General features: G+C 62.0%; 17 protein-coding genes. 7 read left to right on the forward strand and 10 right to left on the reverse strand.

Features of this window, described 5'->3' with window-relative positions; genetic code table 11:
- Positions 1–395 precede the first annotated feature (395 nt).
- From BMZ10_RS25415 to BMZ10_RS25450, 8 genes are all read right to left on the reverse strand, one after another.
- On the reverse strand, positions 396–2279 hold the full coding sequence (locus BMZ10_RS25415) for a TonB-dependent receptor domain-containing protein (protein WP_093468968.1): 1884 nt from the start codon (positions 2277–2279) through the stop codon (positions 396–398).
- A gap of 172 nt (positions 2280–2451) precedes the next feature.
- Positions 2452–4350, reverse strand: coding sequence for a 1-deoxy-D-xylulose-5-phosphate synthase (gene dxs / locus BMZ10_RS25420; protein WP_093468971.1), 1899 nt, complete (start codon positions 4348–4350; stop codon positions 2452–2454).
- A 222-nt stretch (positions 4351–4572) separates the two neighbouring features.
- Positions 4573–5460 (reverse strand): (2E,6E)-farnesyl diphosphate synthase, encoded by an 888-nt coding sequence (ispA, locus tag BMZ10_RS25425; RefSeq protein ID WP_093468974.1) that lies wholly within the window; start codon positions 5458–5460, stop codon positions 4573–4575.
- Entirely contained in the window at positions 5457–5699 is a 243-nt protein-coding gene (locus BMZ10_RS25430; RefSeq protein ID WP_062384761.1) for an exodeoxyribonuclease VII small subunit, read from the reverse strand. The genes ispA and BMZ10_RS25430 overlap by 4 nt, the downstream gene beginning before the upstream one ends.
- Before the next feature lie 240 nt (positions 5700–5939).
- The gene (gene nfsB, locus BMZ10_RS25435) at positions 5940–6593 is read right to left on the reverse strand and encodes an oxygen-insensitive NAD(P)H nitroreductase (protein ID WP_093468977.1); all 654 of its coding nucleotides are present in this window, start codon (positions 6591–6593) and stop codon (positions 5940–5942) included.
- Between the two features lie 22 nt (positions 6594–6615).
- Positions 6616–7392, reverse strand: a complete 777-nt coding sequence (locus tag BMZ10_RS25440) for a glycine betaine ABC transporter substrate-binding protein (RefSeq protein WP_093468980.1) — start codon at positions 7390–7392, stop codon at positions 6616–6618.
- Between the two features lie 15 nt (positions 7393–7407).
- A complete protein-coding gene (locus BMZ10_RS25445) occupies positions 7408–8505 on the reverse strand; it encodes an L-dopachrome tautomerase-related protein (protein ID WP_256214591.1) in 1098 nt (365 codons plus the stop codon).
- Between the two features lie 143 nt (positions 8506–8648).
- Complete coding sequence (locus BMZ10_RS25450) at positions 8649–9656, reverse strand: zinc-binding alcohol dehydrogenase family protein (RefSeq protein WP_093468985.1); 1008 nt, start codon at positions 9654–9656, stop codon at positions 8649–8651.
- Positions 9657–9763: 107 nt separating this feature from the next.
- On the opposite strand from BMZ10_RS25450, the gene BMZ10_RS25455 reads away from it, so the two are divergent.
- The gene (locus BMZ10_RS25455; protein ID WP_093468988.1) at positions 9764–10669 is read left to right on the forward strand and encodes a LysR family transcriptional regulator; all 906 of its coding nucleotides are present in this window, start codon (positions 9764–9766) and stop codon (positions 10667–10669) included.
- Between the two features lie 33 nt (positions 10670–10702).
- Here BMZ10_RS25455 and BMZ10_RS25460 read toward each other — a convergent pair whose 3' ends face one another.
- Together BMZ10_RS25460 and BMZ10_RS25465 are read right to left on the reverse strand one after the other, a co-directional pair.
- The gene (locus BMZ10_RS25460) at positions 10703–12487 is read right to left on the reverse strand and encodes an IlvD/Edd family dehydratase (protein ID WP_093468991.1); all 1785 of its coding nucleotides are present in this window, start codon (positions 12485–12487) and stop codon (positions 10703–10705) included.
- Positions 12488–12618: 131 nt separating this feature from the next.
- Positions 12619–13815 (reverse strand): fumarylacetoacetate hydrolase family protein, encoded by a 1197-nt coding sequence (locus tag BMZ10_RS25465; RefSeq protein WP_093468994.1) that lies wholly within the window; start codon positions 13813–13815, stop codon positions 12619–12621.
- A gap of 122 nt (positions 13816–13937) precedes the next feature.
- On the opposite strand from BMZ10_RS25465, the gene BMZ10_RS25470 reads away from it, so the two are divergent.
- The 6 genes from BMZ10_RS25470 to BMZ10_RS25495 all read left to right on the forward strand — a co-directional run bounded on the left by BMZ10_RS25470 (position 13938) and on the right by BMZ10_RS25495 (position 21483).
- Positions 13938–14903, forward strand: a complete 966-nt coding sequence (locus BMZ10_RS25470) for a LysR family transcriptional regulator (protein WP_093468997.1) — start codon at positions 13938–13940, stop codon at positions 14901–14903.
- Positions 14904–15033: 130 nt separating this feature from the next.
- Positions 15034–15786: a maleate cis-trans isomerase family protein gene (locus BMZ10_RS25475; protein WP_093469000.1), complete on the forward strand. Its 753-nt coding sequence runs from the start codon at positions 15034–15036 to the stop codon at positions 15784–15786.
- A gap of 58 nt (positions 15787–15844) precedes the next feature.
- Positions 15845–16726, forward strand: a complete 882-nt coding sequence (locus BMZ10_RS25480) for a LysR family transcriptional regulator (protein WP_093469003.1) — start codon at positions 15845–15847, stop codon at positions 16724–16726.
- A 311-nt stretch (positions 16727–17037) separates the two neighbouring features.
- Positions 17038–18759, forward strand: coding sequence for a type I secretion system permease/ATPase (locus BMZ10_RS25485; RefSeq protein ID WP_093469006.1), 1722 nt, complete (start codon positions 17038–17040; stop codon positions 18757–18759).
- Complete coding sequence (locus BMZ10_RS25490; RefSeq protein ID WP_093469009.1) at positions 18752–20122, forward strand: HlyD family type I secretion periplasmic adaptor subunit; 1371 nt, start codon at positions 18752–18754, stop codon at positions 20120–20122. Before BMZ10_RS25485 ends, BMZ10_RS25490 begins: the two co-directional genes overlap by 8 nt.
- Positions 20119–21483 carry a TolC family outer membrane protein gene (locus BMZ10_RS25495; protein WP_093469012.1) on the forward strand — a complete coding sequence of 455 codons (1365 nt, stop codon included), beginning with the start codon at positions 20119–20121 and terminating at the stop codon, positions 21481–21483. Before BMZ10_RS25490 ends, BMZ10_RS25495 begins: the two co-directional genes overlap by 4 nt.
- Positions 21484–21562 lie beyond the last annotated feature (79 nt).

Raw genomic sequence — 21562 nt, forward strand, 5'->3', positions numbered from 1 at the left:
GAAAACCTTGCGGCGTCTGCCTGACTTGCTAAAAACGTCCTACGAAAACCTTGCAGCGTCTGCCTGACTTGCTAAAACCGTCCTACGAAAACCTTGCGGTGCCTGCCTGACCGGCTGAAACCGTCCTACGAAAACCTTGCGGCGTCTGCCCGACCGGCTAAAACCGTCCTACGAAAACCTTGCGGCGTCTGCCCGACCGGCTAAAGCCGGTCCTACGAAAGCATAGGACGTCTGTAGGACCGGCTTCAGCCGGGAAGAGGCCGGTGCATGCTGTGGAGAGGGAGTGGCTGGAATCAGTCTTCATCCGATGGCGGCCCCGAGCAAGCTTACTTCCACAGGTGACTTGCCGTTTTTCTAAAGACCAGACGGCGCCAGTGGCGGCATGCTGTGGCGAGTCATAACTCAGGCGTCCAGGTGACGCCGAACATCCACGTCCGGCCTTCTTCGCGATAGCCATAATTGCCGCCATCGAAGCTGTACAGCGTGCGGCTGTAGCGTTTGTCGAAGGCGTTATCCAACTTGAATTCCAGCTTTACCTCGTCGCTGGCTTTCCAGCTGCTGCGCACACCGAACAGAGTGTAACCGCCGATAGCCTGAGTGTTGGCTTCGTCGTTGAAGCTGCTGCTCACCGCCTGCCAACTGGCGCCTACGCCGAGCCGATCGAATTGACGATCCAGGTCCAGATTCAGCGTTCTGCGTGCACGCCGGTTGAGCGTGCGGCCGGTGTCTCGGTCGCGCGGGTCGATGATCGAGGCGCCCAGCTTCCCGGTCCAGCCGAACAGCTGTTGCTCCAGCGCGGCTTCAAATCCATTGATTCGCGCCGAAGCGATGTTCTGCGGTCGGAAGTCACTGTCCAGCGCGATGGCGTCCTGCAGGTCGGTGCGATACAGCGACGCCTCCAGCTTGCTCGTATCACTCAAGCGGCTTCGCCACTGCAGCTCGTAACTTTTCGAATGCTCGGGCTTGAGATTAGGGTTACTGAAGTCCGGGTAATAAAGATCGTTGAAGGTCGGCGCACGGAAGCCTTCGCTGTAGGAAACCAACAGGTCATTGGCGTCGTTGAGCGCTAAGGTCAATGTTCCGCTCCAGGTGTTCTGGCTGCCGAACTGCTGATTCTGATCGTGACGCAGGCCCAGCTCCGTGGAGAATCCGTCGCCCTTGTAGCGATGCTGGACGAACGCAGCACGATTCCATCGGCTGTCTTCGTCGAACGCGGTGCTGCTGTTGACCCGGTCTTCGTAGGCGTCCGCGCCGAGCATGAGGCTGTTGCGCGCATCAAGAGTCAGATCGTTCTGCCAGTTGATCGAGTCGCGGTAGGTGTTGAAGACATAGCGATCGTCGCTGAGCTTGTCGAAGGTCTTCTCGCGGTTTTCGCTGTGCCCGACCTCGAGGCGGGTTTTCCAGCGTTCATTGACGCGCGCATCAATGTAAGTCCCCAGACTGCTCAGCTCGAAATCGCTGTACTGCTGCTGGCCAACGGTGTTGAAGGTGACCGGGTCGAACAGCCCGAACGGATTGTCGAACTCGGTCTTGCCCCGGTTATCCAGCGCGTTGAGGCCCACTTCCACGTCATCGCTCAGCCAGTGGCTGAGGTTCAGGCTGTACGCTGTGTTGCGGTAGGCATCGTGATCGGCATCGCTGGCGAACGATGGCCCCGTGCGGTTTATGCCTGCCGTCTCGTCGAGGCTGGTGCTGAGGTTGAAATGCGTCCGGTCGTCCCCGCCTGACAGTCCCAGGCTGTGCTGCCAGCTGTCGCGATTGCCGAAACCACTGTGCACACGCGCTTGCAGGCCTTGCTCGGCGCCGCGTCGGGTGAAGATCTGGATCACGCCGCCGATGGCGTCGGCCCCGTAGACGACTGAACGCGAGCCACGCAGCACTTCCACCCGCTCGATCTGATCGACGCTCAGGTATTGCAGCGCGCTGTCGGCCGACGTGGCATTGGCGATGCGTTGGCCATCCACCAACACCAGGCTCTGCGCGGCTTTAGTGCCGCGGATGTAGATGCCGGGCAGACTGCCGCGTCCGCCGCTGGGCGCGATTTGCACGCCCGGCACGCGATTGAGCAGGTCGGTGAGGTCGGTCGGCTGCAGACGCTCGATGTCCTGGCGCGTGAACACCGTGTTCGCGGCGGTGCTGGCGTCGCGCTGTTCCACCTGGCGATTGGCGCTGATCAGCACGTCGGGGAGTTTGAGCGCGTTTTCGCGGTCGGGCAGGTCGGCGAAGGCTTGGGACGCGGGCAGCAGAGACAGGGTGAGGATAAAGCGGGGCAGGGTCATGTTTGTTCTTGTCTGACGCGATCTCTGTAGGAGCGCGCGTGCCCGCGATGCGAAAGTCCATCCGACACGTCTCCGTCGTCGGAAAAATCTATCGCGGGCAAGCGCGCTCCTGCATGAAACGCGGTTTCAGTGATCGTTCCCACGCCGAGCGCGGGAATGAACAGAGGAGCAGTCAGGCGTTCTGGATTTTTTGCAAACGCTCGTTGATCGACGCTTCGATTCCTGCGGCATCCAGTCCGCATTCCGCGAGCATTTGCGCAGGTTTGGCGTGCTCGACGTAAACGTCCGGCAGACCCAGATGCAGCACCGACTTGAGAATGTCTTCCCGTGCGAGGAACTCGCTGACCGCCGCGCCTGCGCCCCCCATGATCGCGTTTTCTTCGATCGTGACCAGCAGATCGTGGCTGGCGGCCACCACGCGCACCATCGCTTCATCCAGCGGTTTGACGAAGCGCATGTCGACCACGGTCGCGTCGATCTTCTCGGCGACGACCAGCGCTTCGGACAACTGCACACCGAACACCAGCATCGCCACTTTACTGCCCTGACGGCGGACGATGCCCTTGCCGATCTCCAGCGGCTCGAGGCTGCTTTCGATCACGGCATTCGGGCCGGTGCCGCGTGGGTAACGCACGGCGGCAGGGCCGTTGAAGCGGTGCCCGGTGGTCAGCATCTTGCGCAGTTCGTTCTCGTCGCTTGGCGTCATCACCAGCATGCCGGGGATGCAGCGCAGGTAAGATAGATCGAAGCTGCCGGCGTGAGTCGGACCGTCTTCGCCTACGAGACCGGCACGGTCGATGGCGAACAGCACATCGAGATTTTGCACCGCGACATCGTGAATCAACTGGTCGTAGCCGCGCTGCAGGAACGTCGAATAGATCGCCACGACCGGTTTGCTGCCTTCGCAGGCCATACCGGCCGCAAGGGTCACGGCGTGCTGCTCGGCGATCGCGACGTCGAAGTAACGCTCGGGGAAGCGCTCGCTGAACGCCACCAGATCAGAGCCTTCCTTCATGGCCGGCGTGATGCCGACCAGGCGCTCGTCAGCCTCGGCCATGTCGCACAACCATTGGCCGAAAACACCGGAATACTTGGGACCGCTGGCTTTTTTCGGCTCGGCCGGCGCATCGAGCGGGTCGAGCTTGGTGATGGCGTGGTAGCCGATCGGATCGACTTCCGCCGGCGCGAAGCCCTTGCCCTTCTTGGTGACCACGTGCAGGAACTGCGGGCCCTTGAGGTCGCGCATGTTGCGCAGCGTGGCGATCAGCGTTGGCAGATCATGGCCATCGATCGGGCCGATGTAATTCCAGCCCAGCTCCTCGAACAGCGTACCCGGCACCAGCATGCCTTTGGCGTACTCCTCGGTGCGGCGGGCAATTTCCCACGCGCCGGGCAGACGCGAGAGCACCTTCTTGCTGCCTTCTCGCATGCTGGCGTACGTGCGGCTGGAGAGAATCTTCGCCAGATAGTTCGACAGTCCGCCCACGTTGCGCGAGATGGACATGTCGTTGTCGTTGAGGATCACCAGCATGTCCGCGTTGACTTCCGGCGCGTGGTTCAACGCCTCGAACGCCATGCCCGCGGTGAGGGCGCCATCGCCGATGACCGCGATCGACTTGCGCTCGCTGCCTTGCAGGCGAGCGGCAATGGCCATGCCCAGCGCAGCACTGATTGAGGTGCTGGAGTGGCCCACACCGAAGGTGTCGTACTCGCTCTCGCTGCGGCGCGGAAACGCTGCCACGCCGCCTTTCTGGCGCAGTGTCGACATCTGCTCGCGACGACCCGTGAGGATCTTGTGCGGGTACGCCTGATGACCGACGTCCCAGACCAGCCGGTCGTCGGGGGTATCGAAGACGTAATGCAGGGCAACGGTCAGTTCGATGACACCAAGGCCGGCGCCGAAATGGCCGCCCGTCTGGCCAACGGTATAGAGCAGCTCCAGGCGCAGTTCATCAGCCAGGGCTTCGAGCTCGGCTTCACCTAACCGGCGCAGGCCGTCCGGCGTCGCTGCCTTGTCGAGCAGTGGCGTGGACGGGCGCTCGCGGGGAATCTCTTTGAACGTCGTGGGCATCAGGCGAATCGTTATAAGTAAAAGAGGCGGCAGTTTACCTGATGCATCGCAAGCTGCCCACGCGGGACAGCAATGCGATGCTCAGCTCGGTCTGTTTGAGCGGCGGACGCTCTTGTAGGAGCGCGCGCGGGCGCGATAAATCCATCGGATGAGAAAAATGTGCGCGGTGCCCGGTCAGGCAAGGGAAAACCCGCCTGATCGCAGCGTGACCGGGACGGGCAATCAGTTGCGGCGTTCGACGATGTACCGGGCCAACGCCCGTAGTGGCTCGGCTGCCGCGTCGAAAGGTCGCAGCGCCACCAGCGCCTGATCGCGCAATTCCAGCGCGTACTGTTTGGCTTGATCCAGACCCAGCAGCGCAGGGTAGGTCGGCTTGTCGCGGGCGATGTCTGCACCCTGACGTTTGCCGAGGGTCGCGGTATCGCTTTCGACATCGAGGATATCGTCCTGCACCTGGAAGGCCAGGCCTATCGCGCGAGCGTAGATCTGCAGCGAGTCGAGCTGTGTTTTGCTGGCACGGCCGCTGGCCAGGGCGCCGAGCCTGACGCTGGCTTCGATCAACGCGCCGGTCTTGTGACGGTGCATGAACTCGAGCGCGGTCTGGTCGAGTTTCATGCCGACCGATCCCAGATCGATCGCCTGCCCGCCCACCATGCCCGCAGGCCCGGCCGCGTGGGCGAGGGTGGCGACCATCTTGAGGCGGGTGTCGGCGTCCTGCGGCGTCAGCCGGCTGTCGCTGAGCACGCTGAACGCCAGGGTCTGCAAGCCATCGCCCGCGAGGATCGCGCAGGCTTCGTCGAACGCCTTGTGGGTGGTCGGCATGCCGCGACGCAGATCATCGTCGTCCATGGCCGGCAAATCGTCGTGGACCAGCGAATATGCGTGGATCAGCTCGACGGCGCAGGCGGCGCCATTCGCCTGTTCGGCGTTGCCGCCCAGCGCTTCGCACGCGGCGTAGACCAGCAGCGGGCGCACGCGCTTGCCGCCATTGGTCACGCTGTAGCGCATGGCGGCATAAAGACGGGTCAGTTCAGGGGCGGGTGCATCGAACAGGTCTTCCAGCGCCGCATTGACGCGAGCCTGGCTGGAGGCCTGATATTCGGCAATCATTCGGGCTGTTCCGCGTCGAAGGGTTCCTCGGCCAGTTCGCCATCGCGCTCCAGCAGAACCTGGACCTTCTGTTCGGCCTGAGCCAGGGCGCTTTGGCATTCACGCGTGAGGCGAATACCTTGTTCAAAAGCGGTCAACGAATCTTCCAGCGACAGCTCGCCGTTCTCCAGACGCTCGACCAGCGTTTGCAGATCCGTGAGGGACTGTTCGAAATCCAGTGCAGCTTTCTTGCGGGCCATGGCGGCTATCCCGGTAGACGTTAAACCGGCGCGACACTAGCAGAGCGGCGGCGATGGGGCAAATGAGAGGTGCCGGGCGGGGAACGGTTCGGGCGTGAATTTTCACCGAGCGCCGCAATGGTCAGCGCGCTTGCCCGCGACTCGTCGTGCCTCCAACGCATCTGCGTCGTCGCACGTTTTTGTCGCGGGCAGGCACGCTCCTGCTGCAAGCCCTGTTTCAGATCCCGGCGTGACGCCGGATCACAGGAAGGTGAATACCGACTCGGCCGGCAGACGCGATTTCGGCAGTTTGGCGTTGAAATCGCCTTCGCTGCGGTAGCCCAGGCTGACGATCACCAGGCTGGTGAAGCCTTTGTCGCGCAGGCCCAGTTCTTCGTCCAGCTTCTTGAAATCGAAGCCTTCCATCGGCGTGGCGTCCACACCCAGAGAAGCCGCGCCCAACAGCAAGGTGCCCAGCGCCAGATAGGTCTGTTTCTCCATCCAGTGCTGCACGTCCTTCTGATCGAATTTGTGCATGTTCACGTAGCCACGGCGGGATTTGTCCTGACCGGCCTTGGCTTCGTCGTTGGCAAAGCGCCCGTCGCGCTCTTCCTGCGCCAGTACCGCTTGCAGGTGAGCTTCGGGCATCTCGGTGCGCGTGCAGAGCACGATCACATGGGAGGCGTTGAGAATCTTGCTCTCGTTGTACACGAAACCGCCTTCGGCACCTTTGGCCACGCGCGCTTTGCCTTGATCGTCAGACGCGACGATGAAATGCCACGGCTGCGAGTTCACCGAAGAAGGGCTGTGACGCAACTGGTCCAGCAGCGTCTCGATGGTCTCCTGCGGGATCTTGCGGGTGGCGTCATACGCCTTGGTGGTGTAGCGGGATTTAGCCAGAGCAGTGAGTTGCATGGTGTTCTCCGAATTCAAAAGGTCAGGCAGATTGACGAAAAAGCCAGGTATCGGCCGCCGCGAGCGGCGCCAAGCCTTCGCGACAGATCAGGTAATCAAGCTCGCTGACCACGGCGTTGCCGAGGGACAGGCGAGTGAGTTCATCGAGCAGTTCGGGCGCCATGCGCTGAGCCACTTCTTCACGCACGATCAACGTGGCGTCGTCCTGGCCGCCGAGCAGTCCTTTGGGTTCTGCCAGTTCGCGGATGGCGTAACGGTGATGCAGAAACTGCGGATGCCACAGCGGCACCACGAACCACTCGCGGCGTTCTACAGACTTTTCGAAGCGAGTGAAACAGTCGGCTTCACTGCCGTTTTCAAAGTGGTAGCCCAACTCGGCCAGGCCATATTGCTCCACCATCGCCCTGGAAAACCGGCTGATACCGGCGCCCGGATTGATGCCCTGAATCAGATGGCTCATCCGCGATGCCACCTCTGGTCGAGCCAGGTCCATCACGCTGGCGACCTGGTCGACCGGCACATACTCGGGCACGCCCCAGATGCAATAAGGCTGATACAGCACGCCCAGCTTGCGAGTGTTCGCGGCGTGGGGCGCGAGGTAGCCGCCATGGCTGGCCGGCAGCCAGGCTGACACCAGCATGTCGACCTCGCGCGCGCCGTAACGCAGAAACATTGTTTCGTGGGGTGAGGTGCTGATGATCACCTCGTACCCGTGCCGCTCCAGAATCCGCTGCACGACTGCGGCGCTGGCGGCGTGAAAGCTCAGATCGATGTTGCCCAGACGAATGACCGGTTTCATGGCCCTGGCCCTCTGTCAGCGAGTGGGAGCCGGCGCGGCGTCAATCTTCACGCGCAGCAGGCTGTAAGGTTTTTCGCGAAGATCCTTGCCGTCATGAAAACCCGCCTGACGCTGCAACTGGTTGGCGGTGAAATACAGGTAGCCATCCGGGCCGACCGACAGCGTGTCCGGCCACAGCACGCGAGGGTCATGAACGATGGTCTGCCAGCTGCCATCGGCCAGGCGTTTACGAATGCCGTTGTGCTCGTAATCGCCGGCGTACACGGCGCCGTTGGCGTCGGCTTCGAGACCGTCCGAGGCGCCTTTCTCGCCGAGATCCTTCACGGCCGCTGCCAGCTGCGCTTCGCCGACGTTCGGGTCGCGCAACAGAGCGGTCGGGACCGAGTAAAGGTGGCGACTGGAAAGCGGGCAGAAATACAGGATCTTGCCGTCAGCGGACAGCGCGATGCCGTCGGACGCCACGCCCAGGGTCTTGGCCTTGCCGTCCGGCCCTTTAGTGATCAACGCGGCCTGGCCCTCTACCACCGGAACGAAGTCGGGGTCGACCGACGTGGATTTCGCCCCGCTCAGACGGCGTGTCGCCTTGCCGCTGGCAATGTCCATCACGATGATTGCGCCGGGGCCTGAAACCGAGGAGTCGGTGACGTAAACGGTGCCCTCTTTGCCTGTGCGGAAATCGAAGCGCATGTCGTTGACGTAGGTACTTGGCAGGATCACGTTGGCCGGGAACACCAGCGTTTTGACGATCTTGTTGCTGGCCAGATCAACCGCGACCAGTTTGGCGCCGCCCGCTTTGGGCGCGGCGAAGTTCGGCGCAGCGGTATCGAGCAGCCAGACTCGGCCCTGGCCGTCCGCGACCACGCTTTGCACGCTGATCAGCCCTTTGGCCGGTGCTTTCGGATCTTCGCGATTGAATGCAGCATCGGGATAGGCCACGACTTTGCCGTCGCGAATTTCGCCCACGGTGAAGGGCACGTCATCGCCCCAGCGTGGGTAGTTGACAAAGATTCGCCCGGTTTCAGTGACGGTCACGCCGGTCGGCATGGCGTCGTGAAAGGTGAAGACCTGTTCCAACTGACCGATGGTTTTTTCCGCTGGCGCGTTGCCCGGCATGGCCGAAACGCTGGCTGCGAACGTGGTCTGGCTGGCGAGTGCGACTGACAAGGCCAGTGCCGACCACGCCAAATGCTTTTTCATGGACATGACAGTGCTCCGTGGCCTGCCGGAGCAGGCCATTTGATGATGAAAAAAGGGGGTTAGAAACCTTCCAGAACGATCTTGCCCTTGGCTTTGCCGCTCTCGATCACGGCATGAGCGCGGCGCAGGTTCGCGGCGTTGATCGCGCCGAAGTGCTCGCCCAGCGTGGTCTTGAGCACGCCTTTGTCGATCAGTGCCGATACGCGGTCCAGCAACTCATGCTGCGCGATCATGTCCGGGGTTTCGTACAGCGAACGCGTGAACATCAGCTCCCAATGCAGCGACAGTGCCTTGCGTTTCATCGGGACGACATCGAGGGTTTTCGGGTCGTCGATCAGCGCCAGTTGGCCTTGCGGGCGCAGCGCTTCGATCAGTTGAGGAAAATAACTGTCAGTGTGCGTCAGGCTCGCGACATGGCTGACCTGGCCAACGCCGATTGCCTTGAGTTGCTCGACCAGCGGCTGGCTGTGATCGATGACGTGGTGGGCGCCGAGGCCTTTGACCCATTCGCGGGTTTCGGGACGGGACGCGGTGCCAATAACGGTCAGCTTCGTCAACTGGCGAGCAAGCTGAACCAGAATCGAGCCGACGCCGCCGCCGGCACCGATGATCAACAGACTGTCACCTTCACCACCGCCTTCGGTAACGCCCAGTCGATCGAACAGCAGCTCCCACGCAGTGATGGATGTCAGCGGCAATGCGGCCGCGTGGGCGTTGTCGATGGACTTGGGTTTGTGGCCGACGATGCGCTCGTCCACCAGATGGAATTCACTGTAGTTGCCAGGACGCGCGATGGAACCGGCGTAGAACACCTCGTCGCCGACCTTGAAAAGCGAGACCTCGCTGCCGGTCTCACGAACCACGCCGACCGCGTCCCAACCGACCACTTTGGGCTCGGTTGCGGCGGAACCTGCGCGCACTTTAGTGTCGACCGGATTCACCGAAATCGCTTTGACCTCGACCAGCAGGTCACGCGGCCCTGGAGTGGGCCTGGGCAGATCCATGTCCATCAGCGCGTTCGGGTCTTCGATGGGCAAGCCGTGTTGGGTAAAGGCGATTGCTTTCATGGCGCTCTCCGTAGAGGGTTTCGATTTGAAGTTGGACCTATCATGTTCTTGTTCCTCCTTCAGAAAAACCGGCAGAATTCGCCAACACTTTCACGGCTGGAGTGAAAATGATCCGCATTGATGACCTGGCGCTGTTCGTCCGTACCGCGGCGTTGGGCAGCTTTTCCAATGCCGCCCGCGAGGTCGACTTGTTGCCTGGGCAAGTTGCTGCGGCGATCAAGCGCCTGGAGCGCGAGCTGGACATCCGGCTGTTCGCTCGCTCCACGCGCAGCCTGCGCCTGACTGCCGAAGGCGAGCAGTACCTGCCGACCGCGCAGAGCGTGCTGGACACCTTGCGGGATGGCCGGGAAAAACTGCGACGCGAAAGCGCGCAATTGCAGGGCACGCTGCAGGTGGCTGCGCCCTCCGATCTGGGGCGAAACCTGCTGCTGCCCTGGCTGACCGCTTTTCGCAGGCAACATCCTGCGCTGAACCTGCGTTTGTACGTTTCCGATCAGGTCGCCGACATGTTCCGCGACCCGGTCGATGTCGCCATTCGTTACGGCGTGATCGAAGACGCTCAATACATCGCCTTGCCGCTGGCACCCTGGAATCGGCGGGTGCTGGTGGCCGCGCCCGATTATCTGGCGCGCAAGGGCAGGCCGCTGGTCTCTGACGATCTGGCGCGTCATGACTGCCTTCTGTTCACGCTCAGCGGTCGCGTGTATGACAAGTGGCGAGTGGGCGGGCGGGTGATTTCAGTGTCAGGCCCGTTGTTGACCGACGATGCCGACCTGGTGCGACGCTGGGCCGTCGCGGGCGAGGGCGTGGCGTACAAGTCCTGGCTGGATGTGTGCGATGACGTGCGGTCGGGCGCGCTGGAGTTGCTGTTGCCGGATTACCCCGGCGAGCCGACCCCGCTGCATCTGGTCTGCCCGCACCGCAAACAGTTTTCGCCTGCGGTCCAGCAACTGCATTCGCTGTTGAAGAACCGCTTTGCGGAGATGGAGAAAGGCTTGCCGAAGTTGGTGTGATCCGCGCGTCAGTGGCGGGCGGATCGACTGCCGTCAATGCGAATGCCGTGGCTCGCCGCTTCGCGCGATCACGCGCAGGTGCAGCGTGGCCGGTTCCAGACAGCCGCCGGTGGACAGCTGCCCGACCAGTTGACGATACAGCTCCTGCCATGGCGTCTGCGAAGCCGGCATCTTGGGCTCGAAAGCGGCACGCCGCTCGGCCATTTCCTCATCGCTCACCAATACGTTGACGCTGCGGTTGTTCAGGTCCACGCGCAGGCGGTCATTGGTTTTCAGCAGCGCCAGACCGCCACCTACCGCGGCCTCCGGCGACATGTTCAGGATCGAGGGGCTGGCCGAGGTGCCGCTCTGCCGACCGTCGCCCAGGCAGGGCAACGAGTCGATGCCGCTTTTGATCAGCTCTGCCGGCGGCGCCATATTCACCACTTCGGCGCTGCCCGGATAACCCACCGTACCCGCGCCACGGATCACCAGAATGCAACGCTCGTCGATGTCCAGCGACGGGTCGTTGATGCGCGCATGGTAGTCCTCCGGTCCTTCGAACACGATGGCCCGCGCCTCGAAACTGTTCTCCGCGCCCGGCTCCGACAGATAGGTCTTGCGGAAGGCTTCGCCGACCACCGACATCTTCATGATGGCGCTGTCGAAAAAATTGCCGCTGAGCACGATGAAGCCTGCGCGGTGCTTGAGCGGGTCCTCGTACGGGCGGATGACATCGGCGTCGTGCGCGACGGCATTGCGCACGATCTCGCCGATGGTCTTGCCCGACACCGAGCCGCACGCTTCATGGAGCTTCCCGGCTTTCTGCAATTCATGCATCACCGCGGGTACGCCGCCCGCCCGGTGAAAACCTTCGCCCAGGTACTTGCCCGCGGGCATGCAGTTGACGAGCAGCGGTACGTCTTCGCCGATGTGCTGCCAGTCGTCCAGGCTCAGCTCGACACCCATGTGGCGTGCGATGGCGATCAGATGCGGCGGGCAGTTACTCGACGCGCCAAGGGCAGAGGCCACTGCGATAGCGTTCTCGAAAGCTTCGCGGGTCATGATCTGCGAGGGGCGTACGTCTTCGCGCACCAGGTCGCAAATGCGCTTGCCCGTCATATAGGCCATCTGTCCGCGCTCGCGGTAGGCGGCAGGAATACTGGCGCAACCGGGCAGCGACATGCCCAGCGCTTCGGCCAGTGCGTTCATCGAGAGCGCCGTGCCCATGGTGTTGCAATGGCCCACCGACGGTGACGCGGCAGTGGTCATTTCCATGAACCCTTCGTAGTTGATCTCGCCGGCGGAGAGCAGGTTGCGCGCATGCCACAGCACGGTGCCCGAACCGATCAATTCGCCTTTATGGCGGCCATCGAGCATCGGTCCGCCAGACAGCACGATCGCCGGAAGGTCGGTGGTGGCCGCGGCCATCAGGCAGGCCGGTGTCGTTTTGTCGCAGCCGGTGGTCAGCACGACACCGTCCAGCGGATAGCCGTGGAGAATCTCCACCAGGCCCAAGTACGCGAGGTTTCGGTCAAGGGCCGCGGTCGGACGGCGCGTCTGCTCAGCCATCGGGTGAACGGGGAACTCCATGGGAATGCCGCCCGCATCGCGAATCCCTGCCTTGACCCGCTGAGCCAGTTCCAGGTGATGGCGATTGCACGGCGCCAGATCGCTGCCCGTCTGGGCGATACCGATTATCGGCCGCCCCGATTGCAGCTCTTCGCGGGTCAGGCCGTAGTTCATGTAGCGCTCGACGTAAAGCGCGGTCATGTCCGCGTGGTTGGGATCGTCGAACCATTGCTGGCTGCGCAGGGGGCGTACAGGCGTGTCGGACATGATTCGGGGTCTCTCTTGGAATTAGGTTTTCGATGCGCCAGCGAGGCGTCATGTTGCATACCGCTGGATCGGTCAGACAGCGGGCCATCCATAGAAGTCGGTCACAGGCCAACCGGCTTCCGCAGCCATCGTCAGACGTCTTTGCCCTGTTGCGTCAGAAGATTGCGCGCGGCGAGATTGCGGAACAGCGCGCCGACGCCGAACGTCCACGGTGTCGCCTGATTGCTGTGCGTCACCTGATTATGCAGGCCACCCAACAGGCGGCTGCTGATGCTGACCTGATCGCCGAGCTTGTGAGTGAAGCCGCCGCCGACGGTGTCGCGGTCTTCGGTCGGGGCGAACAGTGTGCCGAGGAACAGCAGGAAGCCGTCCGGGTATTGATGGTTGGCGTTGAGGGTCTGCCCTGCGATGTCTTGCGGATCGCGGCTGATCTGCGACATGGAACTGGAGCCTTTCATCACGTAGCCGTCTTCGCCACTGACCTGCAGATCGACCACGCAATTGCGCACGTCATCCATGGAAAAGGTCTCGTCGAACAGGCGGATGAAAGGGCCGATGGCGCAGGACGCGTTGTTGTCCTTGGCCTTGCTGAGCAGCAGTGCGCTGCGGCCTTCGAAGTCGCGCAGGTTGACGTCGTTGCCCAGGGTCGCGCCATGAATCTGCCCGCGGCTATTGACCGCCAGCACCACTTCGGGCTCTGGATTGTTCCATTCCGATTTTGGATGAATGCCGATCTGGCTGCCGCTGGCGACGGCTGCGAGCACGGGCGCCTTGGTGAAAATCTCGGCGTCCGGACCGATGCCGACTTCAAGGTACTGTGACCACATGCCCTGTTCGATCAACAACGCCTTGAGCTTGCTGGCCTGCTCCGAGCCCGGCTTGATGCTGCGCAGATTGTCGCCAATTGCGTTGTGCACAATGGACCGAACGCTTTCTGCCTTGGCCGGATCGCCTGCGGCCTGTTCCTCGATCACGCGCTCGATCATGCTGGCTGCGAAGGTCACACCCGCCGCCTTGATCACTTGCAGATCCGCCGGGGCGAGGAGGAAAGGCTTGTCGAGATCAGGCGTGGCGGTCGAATTGGCCAGCAGCTCGTCAACGCTGGCGATCCGTCGACCCTGAGTCGCGCGCACCGCTTCAAGAGGCGATTCACGCTCCAGAAGCTCGCTCAACGTGACGAACGCGGATGACAGATCGAACACGCCGTCGCTGCGCAGCACGATCGGCGAAGGCCCGCCGACATTGCCCGGGACCCAGGCGCGACCAATCAGCGTGCCGTTGAGGCCGTCGGCGGGCAGGGTGTTTTCCGGGGTAAGTTGAATGGGCATGAAAGCAGTCCTCGACGTTCTTATGGTTTTCCTACCGACCCTAATGAGCGGCGCCGATAAACTCCAATGACATCTGCTCAATAATCGATAACACTGGGTTATCACGATTCGAGGCTGTGCTCATGTCCGACATTTCCTTCTCGACGGTCTGCAACTGGCTCAAGTTCAAGCATCTGGTGCTCATCGACACGCTGGCCCGCACGCGCAACATGCACGCCGCGGCGCTGCACATGAATCTCAGCCAGCCTGCGGTCAGCAAGATGCTGCGCGAGATCGAACGTCTGCTGGGTTTCGACCTGTTCGAGCGTCTGCCCCGCAATATGCCGCCGACTGCGTTGGGTGAGCATGTGGTGCGGTACGCACAGATTGCCTTGAATGATGCGAACAAGTTCGTCGATCAGATCAGCAGCTTGCGTGAAGGCGGCCATGGCTTTCTCAAGGTCGGCGCCATCTTCGCGGCCACGGCAGTCGTGCTGCCGGACGCCATCGTGCAGCTGAAGAATCGCTGGCCCTTGTTGTCGATCGAAGTAGTGGAGCAGACCAGCGATCACCTCATGGAAATGCTCGACGACAAAAAGCTCGACCTGGCCGTTGCGCGCTATACCCATGAAAACCAGCAGCAGGTCTACGATTTCCAGCCCTTGGCGCCTGAGCCTTTCTGCATGGTGGTCAACAGCCGTCACCCATTGACCCGCCTGGACGAAACACCGCTGCGGGAGCTGGGCAACTGGCCCTGGATTCTGTACCCGATCGGGACCCCCATTCGCGCCCGCATGGAGCAGGCCTTCTCGGCGGCGGGGATCTCCACACCGAAGAACACCATCGATACCATTTCGATGCAGACCTTCCTGCAAGTGCTGCAGTCCGGTCCCATGATCGCGATGCTGCCGGCTTCGATGGCGCAGCCACATCTGGAAAGCGGATTGCTGACCGTGCTCAACACGCCGCTGAAACTTGCACCGCAGGACTACGGAATCCTCACGCGACGGGGCGAGCCGTTGCTCGGCGCTGCGTCGGAATTTGCCGAAATTCTGCTGACCAACGCGCAACTGGCCCGCCAGTCAGAAGGCTCGTCCGGTCGCTCGTAACGTTGCCCGCTGCGCTGCCATCGTCGTGCGCGATGGCAGGCTCGCCAATGCCTGATGTACGCCTCTTTCCAGCACTCCTACCATCGGTCTCACATGACCCGCCGCCCTTGGCGAAATGAAAGGAGAGTCTGTGAAAAACTTTCGAATCGGCCAGATCGTCCCCAGCTCCAACACCACCATGGAAACTGAAATTCCGGCGATGCTGACCTCGCGGTATGACCTGTTCCCGCAAGAGCGCTTCACGTTCCACTCGTCGCGCATGCGCATGATGCACGTCAGCCCTGAAGAGCTGAAGAAGATGGACATCGACAGCGACCGCTGCGCCCTTGAGCTCAGCGATGCGCGTGTCGATGTCATGGCTTATGCCTGTCTGGTAGCGATCATGTGCCAGGGCGCGGGCTATCACTGCGTATCCCAGAAGCGACTGGGCAAGACCGTTGCCGCGAACAAATCCAGCGCGCCGGTCCTCAGTTCGGCAGGTGCACTGATCGACAGCCTGAACATGCTCAATTACAAGAAGGTGTCGATCATCACGCCGTACATGAAGCCACTGACCCAGCAGGTCATCGACTACATCGAAGCGGCCGGCATCGAGGTGGTTGATTCCATCAGTCTGGAAGTCTCCGACAACCTTGAAGTCGGTCGTCTGGACCCGATGAATCTCGTTGCCCACGCCGACAAGTTGAACATCGGTCAGGCCGATGGCGTGGTGCTGTCGTGCTGCGTGCAGATGCCTTCGCTGCCGGCGATCCAGGTCGTACAGGATCGTCTGGATAAACCGGTGTTGTCGGCGTCGGTCGCCACCGTTTACCAGATGCTGAAAACCCTGGGCCTCAAGGCGCAGGTTCCGAACGCAGGGCATCTGTTGTCCGGCGCGTTCTGAGTCGATGCCTGACGAGGTACTATGGCGGCCACTCAGGCCAGTACGCCCGGTACCTCACATGAAGCTCGACCCCGTTTCGTTGCGCCTTTTCGTCAGCGTCGTCGAAGAAGGCACCATTGCCGCCGCCGCCAAGCGTGAACACATCGCGGCGGCGGCAGTGAGCAAACGGCTAAGCGAGCTGGAAGAGCTGCTCGACTCAAAGCTGCTTACCCGCACCAACAAGGGCATCACGCCGACCGATGCGGGTCTGTCCTTGTTGTTCATGGCCCGCAGCGCACTGAACAACCTCAACGAAATCGTCGTGCAGATGCGCGACTATTCCCACGGCCGGCGCGGTTCCGTGCACGTTCTGGCCAATATATCCGCCATTACTCAATTCATGCCGGGGCTGATCAAGTCGTTCATGACGCTTTACCCGCTGATCCATGTCAGCCTGGAGGAACAGCAAAGCCTGGCGATCACCAAAGCCGTTGCCGAAAACCGTGCGGACATCGGCATCTTCACGCGCCTGCCCCATGGTGCGGACATTGAAGTCTTCCCGTTCCGCAGCGACCGCCTCGTGTTGCTGGTGCCCAATGAGCATCCGCTTGCCGGGCGCGACAGCGTCGACCTCAACGACACCCTCGACTACGAATACGTGGCGCTGCGCAGCGGCACTCACCTGAATTTCCAGCTGATCAAAGCCGCCAACGATCTCGGCCGCTCGCTGAAAATCCGCATGGAAGTCGCCAGCTATGACGCGCTGTGCCTGATGGTGCAGGCGGGCGTCGGCATCGGCATCCTGCCCGAAGGCAGCGCCGCGATTTATCGGCTCAATGGCGCCAGCATCGTCCGCTTGAACGAGCCTTGGGCCAGCCGTGAGCTCTCAGCGTGCGTGAGATCGCGAGCAGCTTTGTCCACAGCGGCGCAGCTTTTTTTAGCGCATGTGTTGGGGGAGTAGAGAGGATCACGCGCAGGCAGTCTTCGAGGAAGTTGCGCAGAGTTCTTGGCGAGGCAGGGCGTTTGAAGATGCCGATGCCAATGGAAGAGACAAGCGCGAGATTTCTGGCCGACCGTCGGCAATGGTTCGCCTGAATAATCCATGCAGTGCAGTCCATCGGAAGATGGCACCGCAATGGCACTTCTTCATGCCAGTGCTGTCATTAATGCGCGGTATCAACGACCGGGTTTCAGGGCTTTAGTCCCGCCCTCGATGTGCCATTCAGCGCACGGATGCGAGCAGACTGACTATCTTCCCGACGGTTCACTCTTATGCGTTTCATACTCGATCCGCGTCATGACATTGATGCTGCTTTGCTGAGCTATCGGCGAGTGTTCTGGTCTCTGGCCCTGTTCAGCGGCGTGATCAACATGCTGGTGCTGGTGCCGTCGCTGTACATGATGCAGGTTTACGATCGTGTGCTGACCAGCCGAAACGAGACCACGCTGTTCATGCTGACGCTGATTGCGCTGGGCTTGTTCATGTTCAGTGGGCTCATCGAATGGATTCGTGGCCAGGTCATGATCCGCATGAGCGCAGGGCTGGACGATGCACTCGGGGAGCGCATCTTCGATGCTGCGTTCGCCCGCAGCTTGCGCGAACACAACGCCAACCCGGCGCAAGTTCTCACTGACCTGGCGACGCTGCGTCAGCTGATCACCGGGCAGGGGTTGATTGCATTGCTCGATGCGCCCTGGCTGCCGATCTTTTTGCTGGTGGCGTTCATTTTTCACTTCTGGTTCGGCGTGCTGACGCTGGTGCTCGCGCTGGTGCTGGCAGGTCTGGCCTTGTGGGGTGAGCTGGCGACACGAACGGGACTGGGTGAAGCCAACCGGCTGGGCGTGCAGTCGGCGGCGTATGTGAACAGCACTCTGCAGAACGCCGAGGTGATTCAGGCCCTGGGGATGCTCGGGCCGCTCCGGCAGCGCTGGAGCTTGCTGCAGCAACGGATCATCGCCGCTCAGGCGCAAGCCAGCGACCGCAGCGCGCGTATCACTTCTGCCACGCGGTTCGTGCGAATTTCCGGGCAATCGTTATCGTTGGGGCTGGGTGCGTTGCTGGTTCTGGAAGGACAGCTTTCCGCGGGCATGATGATCGCGATGTCGCTGCTGCTGGGACGCGCGTTGGCGCCTGTGGAAATCGCCATCGGCTCCTGGAAGCAATTCAACTCCGGGCGCCAGAGCTACCAGCGGTTGAGCCAGTTGCTGACCCAGCACCCACGGCAGCGCCTGCGCATGCCGTTACCGCCACCCACCGGTGCAGTGCGCCTTGAGCAGCTCTACGTCGGCCCGCCTGGGGCAACTCAGCCAATCCTGCGCGGGATCAACCTGAGCCTCGCCAAAGGTGAGGTGCTGGCAGTGGTCGGCCCGAGCGCCAGCGGCAAGTCGACATTGGCCAGGGCGCTGGTGGGCGTCTGGCCGCCGCTCGGCGGTTCCGTGCGGCTCGACGACGCTGAAATCAGTCAATGGTCCCACGATGCACTGGGCCCGCACTTGGGTTACTTGCCTCAAGACATCGAACTGTTCGCCGGCACTGTCGCTGACAACATTGCCCGGTTCGGCGAGCAAGACGCCGACAAGGTGATTGCGGCGAGCCGCCACGCAGGCATCCACGAAATGATCCTGCGTTTTCCGGAAGGCTACGACACCCCGCTCGGCCCCGGTGGACTGGGCCTGTCTGGCGGTCAGAAACAACGGCTGGGCCTGGCACGAGCGCTTTATGGAAACCCGACGTTGATCATTCTGGACGAACCCAATTCCAACCTGGATGAGGCGGGCGAGTTGGCCTTGATCCAGGCCATCAATGCGCTCAAGGCCTCAGGCAGCACCGTGGTGCTGATCACCCACCGCCCAAGCGTGCTGGCGGTTGTCGACCAGATTCTGTTGCTCAGGGACGGCACGCAGCAAGCCTTCGGGCCGCGTGATCGGGTGCTCAAGGCGCTCATGCCCGCGCCAAAGCCGGCCGTGGTCAGAGAGGCCGGAAAGGATGCGTGACGTGAATTCCGCTCCTCTGACACGCGGCGAGCAGGGCACGGCTCTACGCAACGCCGGGCTCACACCCGTTGCCAGCACCGACGCGCAGGGTGCGGCGCGTTATGGCGTCGGGTTTCTGGTGCTCGCGCTCGGTGGCTTTCTGCTGTGGGCCTGTCTTGCGCCGCTTGATCAAGGTGTGGTCGGCAGTGGCACGGTAGTGGTCGCTGGCGAACGCAAGGCTGTGCAGTCATTGGTCGGCGGGGTGGTCGATCAACTACTGGTGAGCGAGGGTGATCGTGTGACCCGAGGGCAATTGCTGGTGCAGCTCAATACAGTCCAGCCGCAGTCGCAGTTGGACGTGACGATGGGTAAATTACTCAATGATCGCAGCGTCGAAGCACGGCTGAATGCCGAACGTCTGGGCGAGGAGAAGATTGAGTGGCCCCCGGAGTTGCTGGAACGCGCCGACGAGCCCCGGGTCAGGGCCGCCATGGCGTTGCAGACTCAGTTGTTTCTGACCCGGCGCGCGGAATTGGCCAGTCGTGTGCAGATCATTGAGCATGAGGTTGAGTCGCTGCAGCAGCAGTTGAGCGGCTATAACGGCGTCAAGCGCAACTACGACGCGCAGATGAGCTTCCAGCAACAAGAACTCGAGGGCCTGCGCGATCTCGCGCGTGAAGGCTATGTCCCGCGTAACAAGTTGTTCGAAGCGGAGCGCAATGCCGCGCAGTTGGCGGGGCAGATCGCGTCCGGAGTGGGCGATATCGGCAAGACCCGGCAGGCCATCAACGAAAGCAAACTCAAGGCCCTGCAAACTCAGCAGGAGTTTCGTCGCGACGCCGAAACGCAGCTCAGTGATGTGTCGGCAGAGGCCGCGGGCTTGGCCGACCAGATTCGCGCACTGCAGTTTCAGGTGGAAAACGGGGCGATTCGTGCGCCCGTCTCCGGGCAGGTCATGGACATGACCATTCACACCGTCGGCGGGGTCACCCAGGCGGGCCAGAGCCTGATGCAGGTGGTGCCACTGGACGCGCCGATGGCGATCACCGCGCGTTTCGAGCCGCTGATGGCCAACAAGCTGCGCCCGGGGCTGCCTGTGCACGTGCATTTCACCGCGTTGCAACGGGTCGACACGCCCACGGTTGTGGGCACGGTCAGCACCGTTTCGGCCGATCAACTCATCGATGAACAGACCCACCGCCCGTACTTTTCGGCCAAGGTCGAGATCCCGGCAGAGACCGTGGTCTCGCTGCAAGACGCAGGCTTGCTGGTACGTCCCGGTATGTTGGCCGACGTCACCGTGGTCACCGGTGAGCGGACCCTCATGAACTACTTGATGAAACCCCTGCGCGAACGCCTGCTCGCCGCTTTCAAGGAGGAATAAGCGTGATTGCACGTCGTTTCTATCGTGCGTGCAGTGTGCGCGCGTTGCTGGGTGTGTGTACCGGTTGGGTGGCGTTCAGCCCAGTGTGGGCCGCTGAGCCCGGCCTCAGTCTGATCGCCGCCTTCGATGCTTCGCGGCTGAACGACCCCACCATCCAGTCAGCCGGGCACGCTTACGACGCCTCGCAACATGAAGAGGCAATCGGCCGTGGCGGTCTGTACCCGCAGGTCTCGTTGTCGTCGCGGTATGGCTACGGCGGGCGCACCGATGGCGGCACCGACAGCAGCTACGTGAACAGCAACGACTATCAGTCCAACAATGTGACGCTGGCGGCGCAACAACCGCTCTATGACAAGGGCCGCTGGGCCGCTTATCAGGAAGGCAAGGCCCGGGGGCAGCTGGGTGTCCATCAATTCGATGTCGCGGGCCAGAGTCTCTACGATCGCGTTGCCAAGGCGTATTTCGAGGTGGCCAGGGCCGAGAATGAAATCAAGCTGATCACCCAACAGAAAGCTGCCATCAGCGGGCTGGTGATCCAAAGCAAGAAGCTCTATCAATCGGGGCAGGGCGCTATTACTGACATCGATGAAGCGCAGGCGCGATTCGACCTGGTGCAAGCCCAGGAAGCGGAGGCTCGTGCCCGCCGCATAGCCGCCCTGAGAGCACTGGCTGGGCGTACTCGCGTTGCCGTCGACGACATTCAACCCATGGGCGAAACGCTCGCTGCCCAAAGCCCTCTTCCTCCGGAAAAAGACCTGCCGTTCTGGACCGCGATTGCCCGTGACGCCAGCCCGGAACTGGCGGCCCGGCTGGCGGCCGTGAAGGTGGCTGAAGCCCAGGTCGACAGCCAGCGCGCCGGCCACTACCCAACGCTGTCGCTGACCACTCAGACGACCCGACGCGAAACGCGCCAGTATCAGGAGCTCGACCCGCGTCAGGACAGCTATTACGTCGGCGTGCAGCTGGACATCCCGCTGTACCGTGGCGGTGCGGTGCGCGCATCGGTCGAAAAAGCCCAAGCGCAACTGGCGGGCGCGCAGTCCGATTACGACGTCCAGCGTCAGCAATTGTCAGAAGATATTGAAACGGATTATCTGGGCGTGGTCGCCGGGTTCACCAAAAGCAAGGCCATGCAGCGCGCAGTCGAGTCCAACCAGCGAGCGCTGACTTCGACGGAAAAAGGCTTTCAAGGTGGGGTGCGCTCCACTGTGGATATCCTCGATGCCCAGCAACGCGTGTTCCAGGCTCGCCGTGACTTGCTGAACACCAAGCTCGACATGCTGCAAAGCTACGTCAGCTTGCACACGCACACCGGACAAATGAACCGCGCCGTGCTTGAGCAGGTGCAGAGCCTGTTCTGATCATCGCCCTGGCGACGCTTCAGTCGGTACACAGCTCGTTCGTCAAGTCTTCCTCGTTCAAACCCTGTTCCAGCAAAAC

Source organism: Pseudomonas sp. NFR16 (assembly GCF_900108875.1).
In the GTDB taxonomy this organism is placed as follows: domain Bacteria; phylum Pseudomonadota; class Gammaproteobacteria; order Pseudomonadales; family Pseudomonadaceae; genus Aquipseudomonas.

Bases quoted from the DNA above. Each gene is read 5' to 3' on its own strand.
- BMZ10_RS25415 (WP_093468968.1), bottom strand. From the start codon at position 2,279: ATGACCCTGCCCCGCTTTATCCTCACCCTGTCTCTGCTGCCCGCGTCC.
- BMZ10_RS25460 (WP_093468991.1), bottom strand. From the start codon at position 12,487: ATGTCCGACACGCCTGTACGCCCCCTGCGCAGCCAGCAATGGTTCGAC.
- BMZ10_RS25490 (WP_093469009.1), top strand. From the start codon at position 18,752: ATGCGTGACGTGAATTCCGCTCCTCTGACACGCGGCGAGCAGGGCACG.
- nfsB (WP_093468977.1), bottom strand. From the start codon at position 6,593: ATGCAACTCACTGCTCTGGCTAAATCCCGCTACACCACCAAGGCGTAT.
- BMZ10_RS25470 (WP_093468997.1), top strand. From the start codon at position 13,938: ATGTCCGACATTTCCTTCTCGACGGTCTGCAACTGGCTCAAGTTCAAG.
- BMZ10_RS25450 (WP_093468985.1), bottom strand. From the start codon at position 9,656: ATGAAAGCAATCGCCTTTACCCAACACGGCTTGCCCATCGAAGACCCG.
- BMZ10_RS25485 (WP_093469006.1), top strand. From the start codon at position 17,038: ATGCGTTTCATACTCGATCCGCGTCATGACATTGATGCTGCTTTGCTG.
- BMZ10_RS25465 (WP_093468994.1), bottom strand. From the start codon at position 13,815: ATGCCCATTCAACTTACCCCGGAAAACACCCTGCCCGCCGACGGCCTC.
- BMZ10_RS25445 (WP_256214591.1), bottom strand. From the start codon at position 8,505: ATGCCGGGCAACGCGCCAGCGGAAAAAACCATCGGTCAGTTGGAACAG.
- BMZ10_RS25440 (WP_093468980.1), bottom strand. From the start codon at position 7,392: ATGAAACCGGTCATTCGTCTGGGCAACATCGATCTGAGCTTTCACGCC.
- BMZ10_RS25455 (WP_093468988.1), top strand. From the start codon at position 9,764: ATGATCCGCATTGATGACCTGGCGCTGTTCGTCCGTACCGCGGCGTTG.
- ispA (WP_093468974.1), bottom strand. From the start codon at position 5,460: ATGATTGCCGAATATCAGGCCTCCAGCCAGGCTCGCGTCAATGCGGCG.
- dxs (WP_093468971.1), bottom strand. From the start codon at position 4,350: ATGCCCACGACGTTCAAAGAGATTCCCCGCGAGCGCCCGTCCACGCCA.
- BMZ10_RS25480 (WP_093469003.1), top strand. From the start codon at position 15,845: ATGAAGCTCGACCCCGTTTCGTTGCGCCTTTTCGTCAGCGTCGTCGAA.
- BMZ10_RS25430 (WP_062384761.1), bottom strand. From the start codon at position 5,699: ATGGCCCGCAAGAAAGCTGCACTGGATTTCGAACAGTCCCTCACGGAT.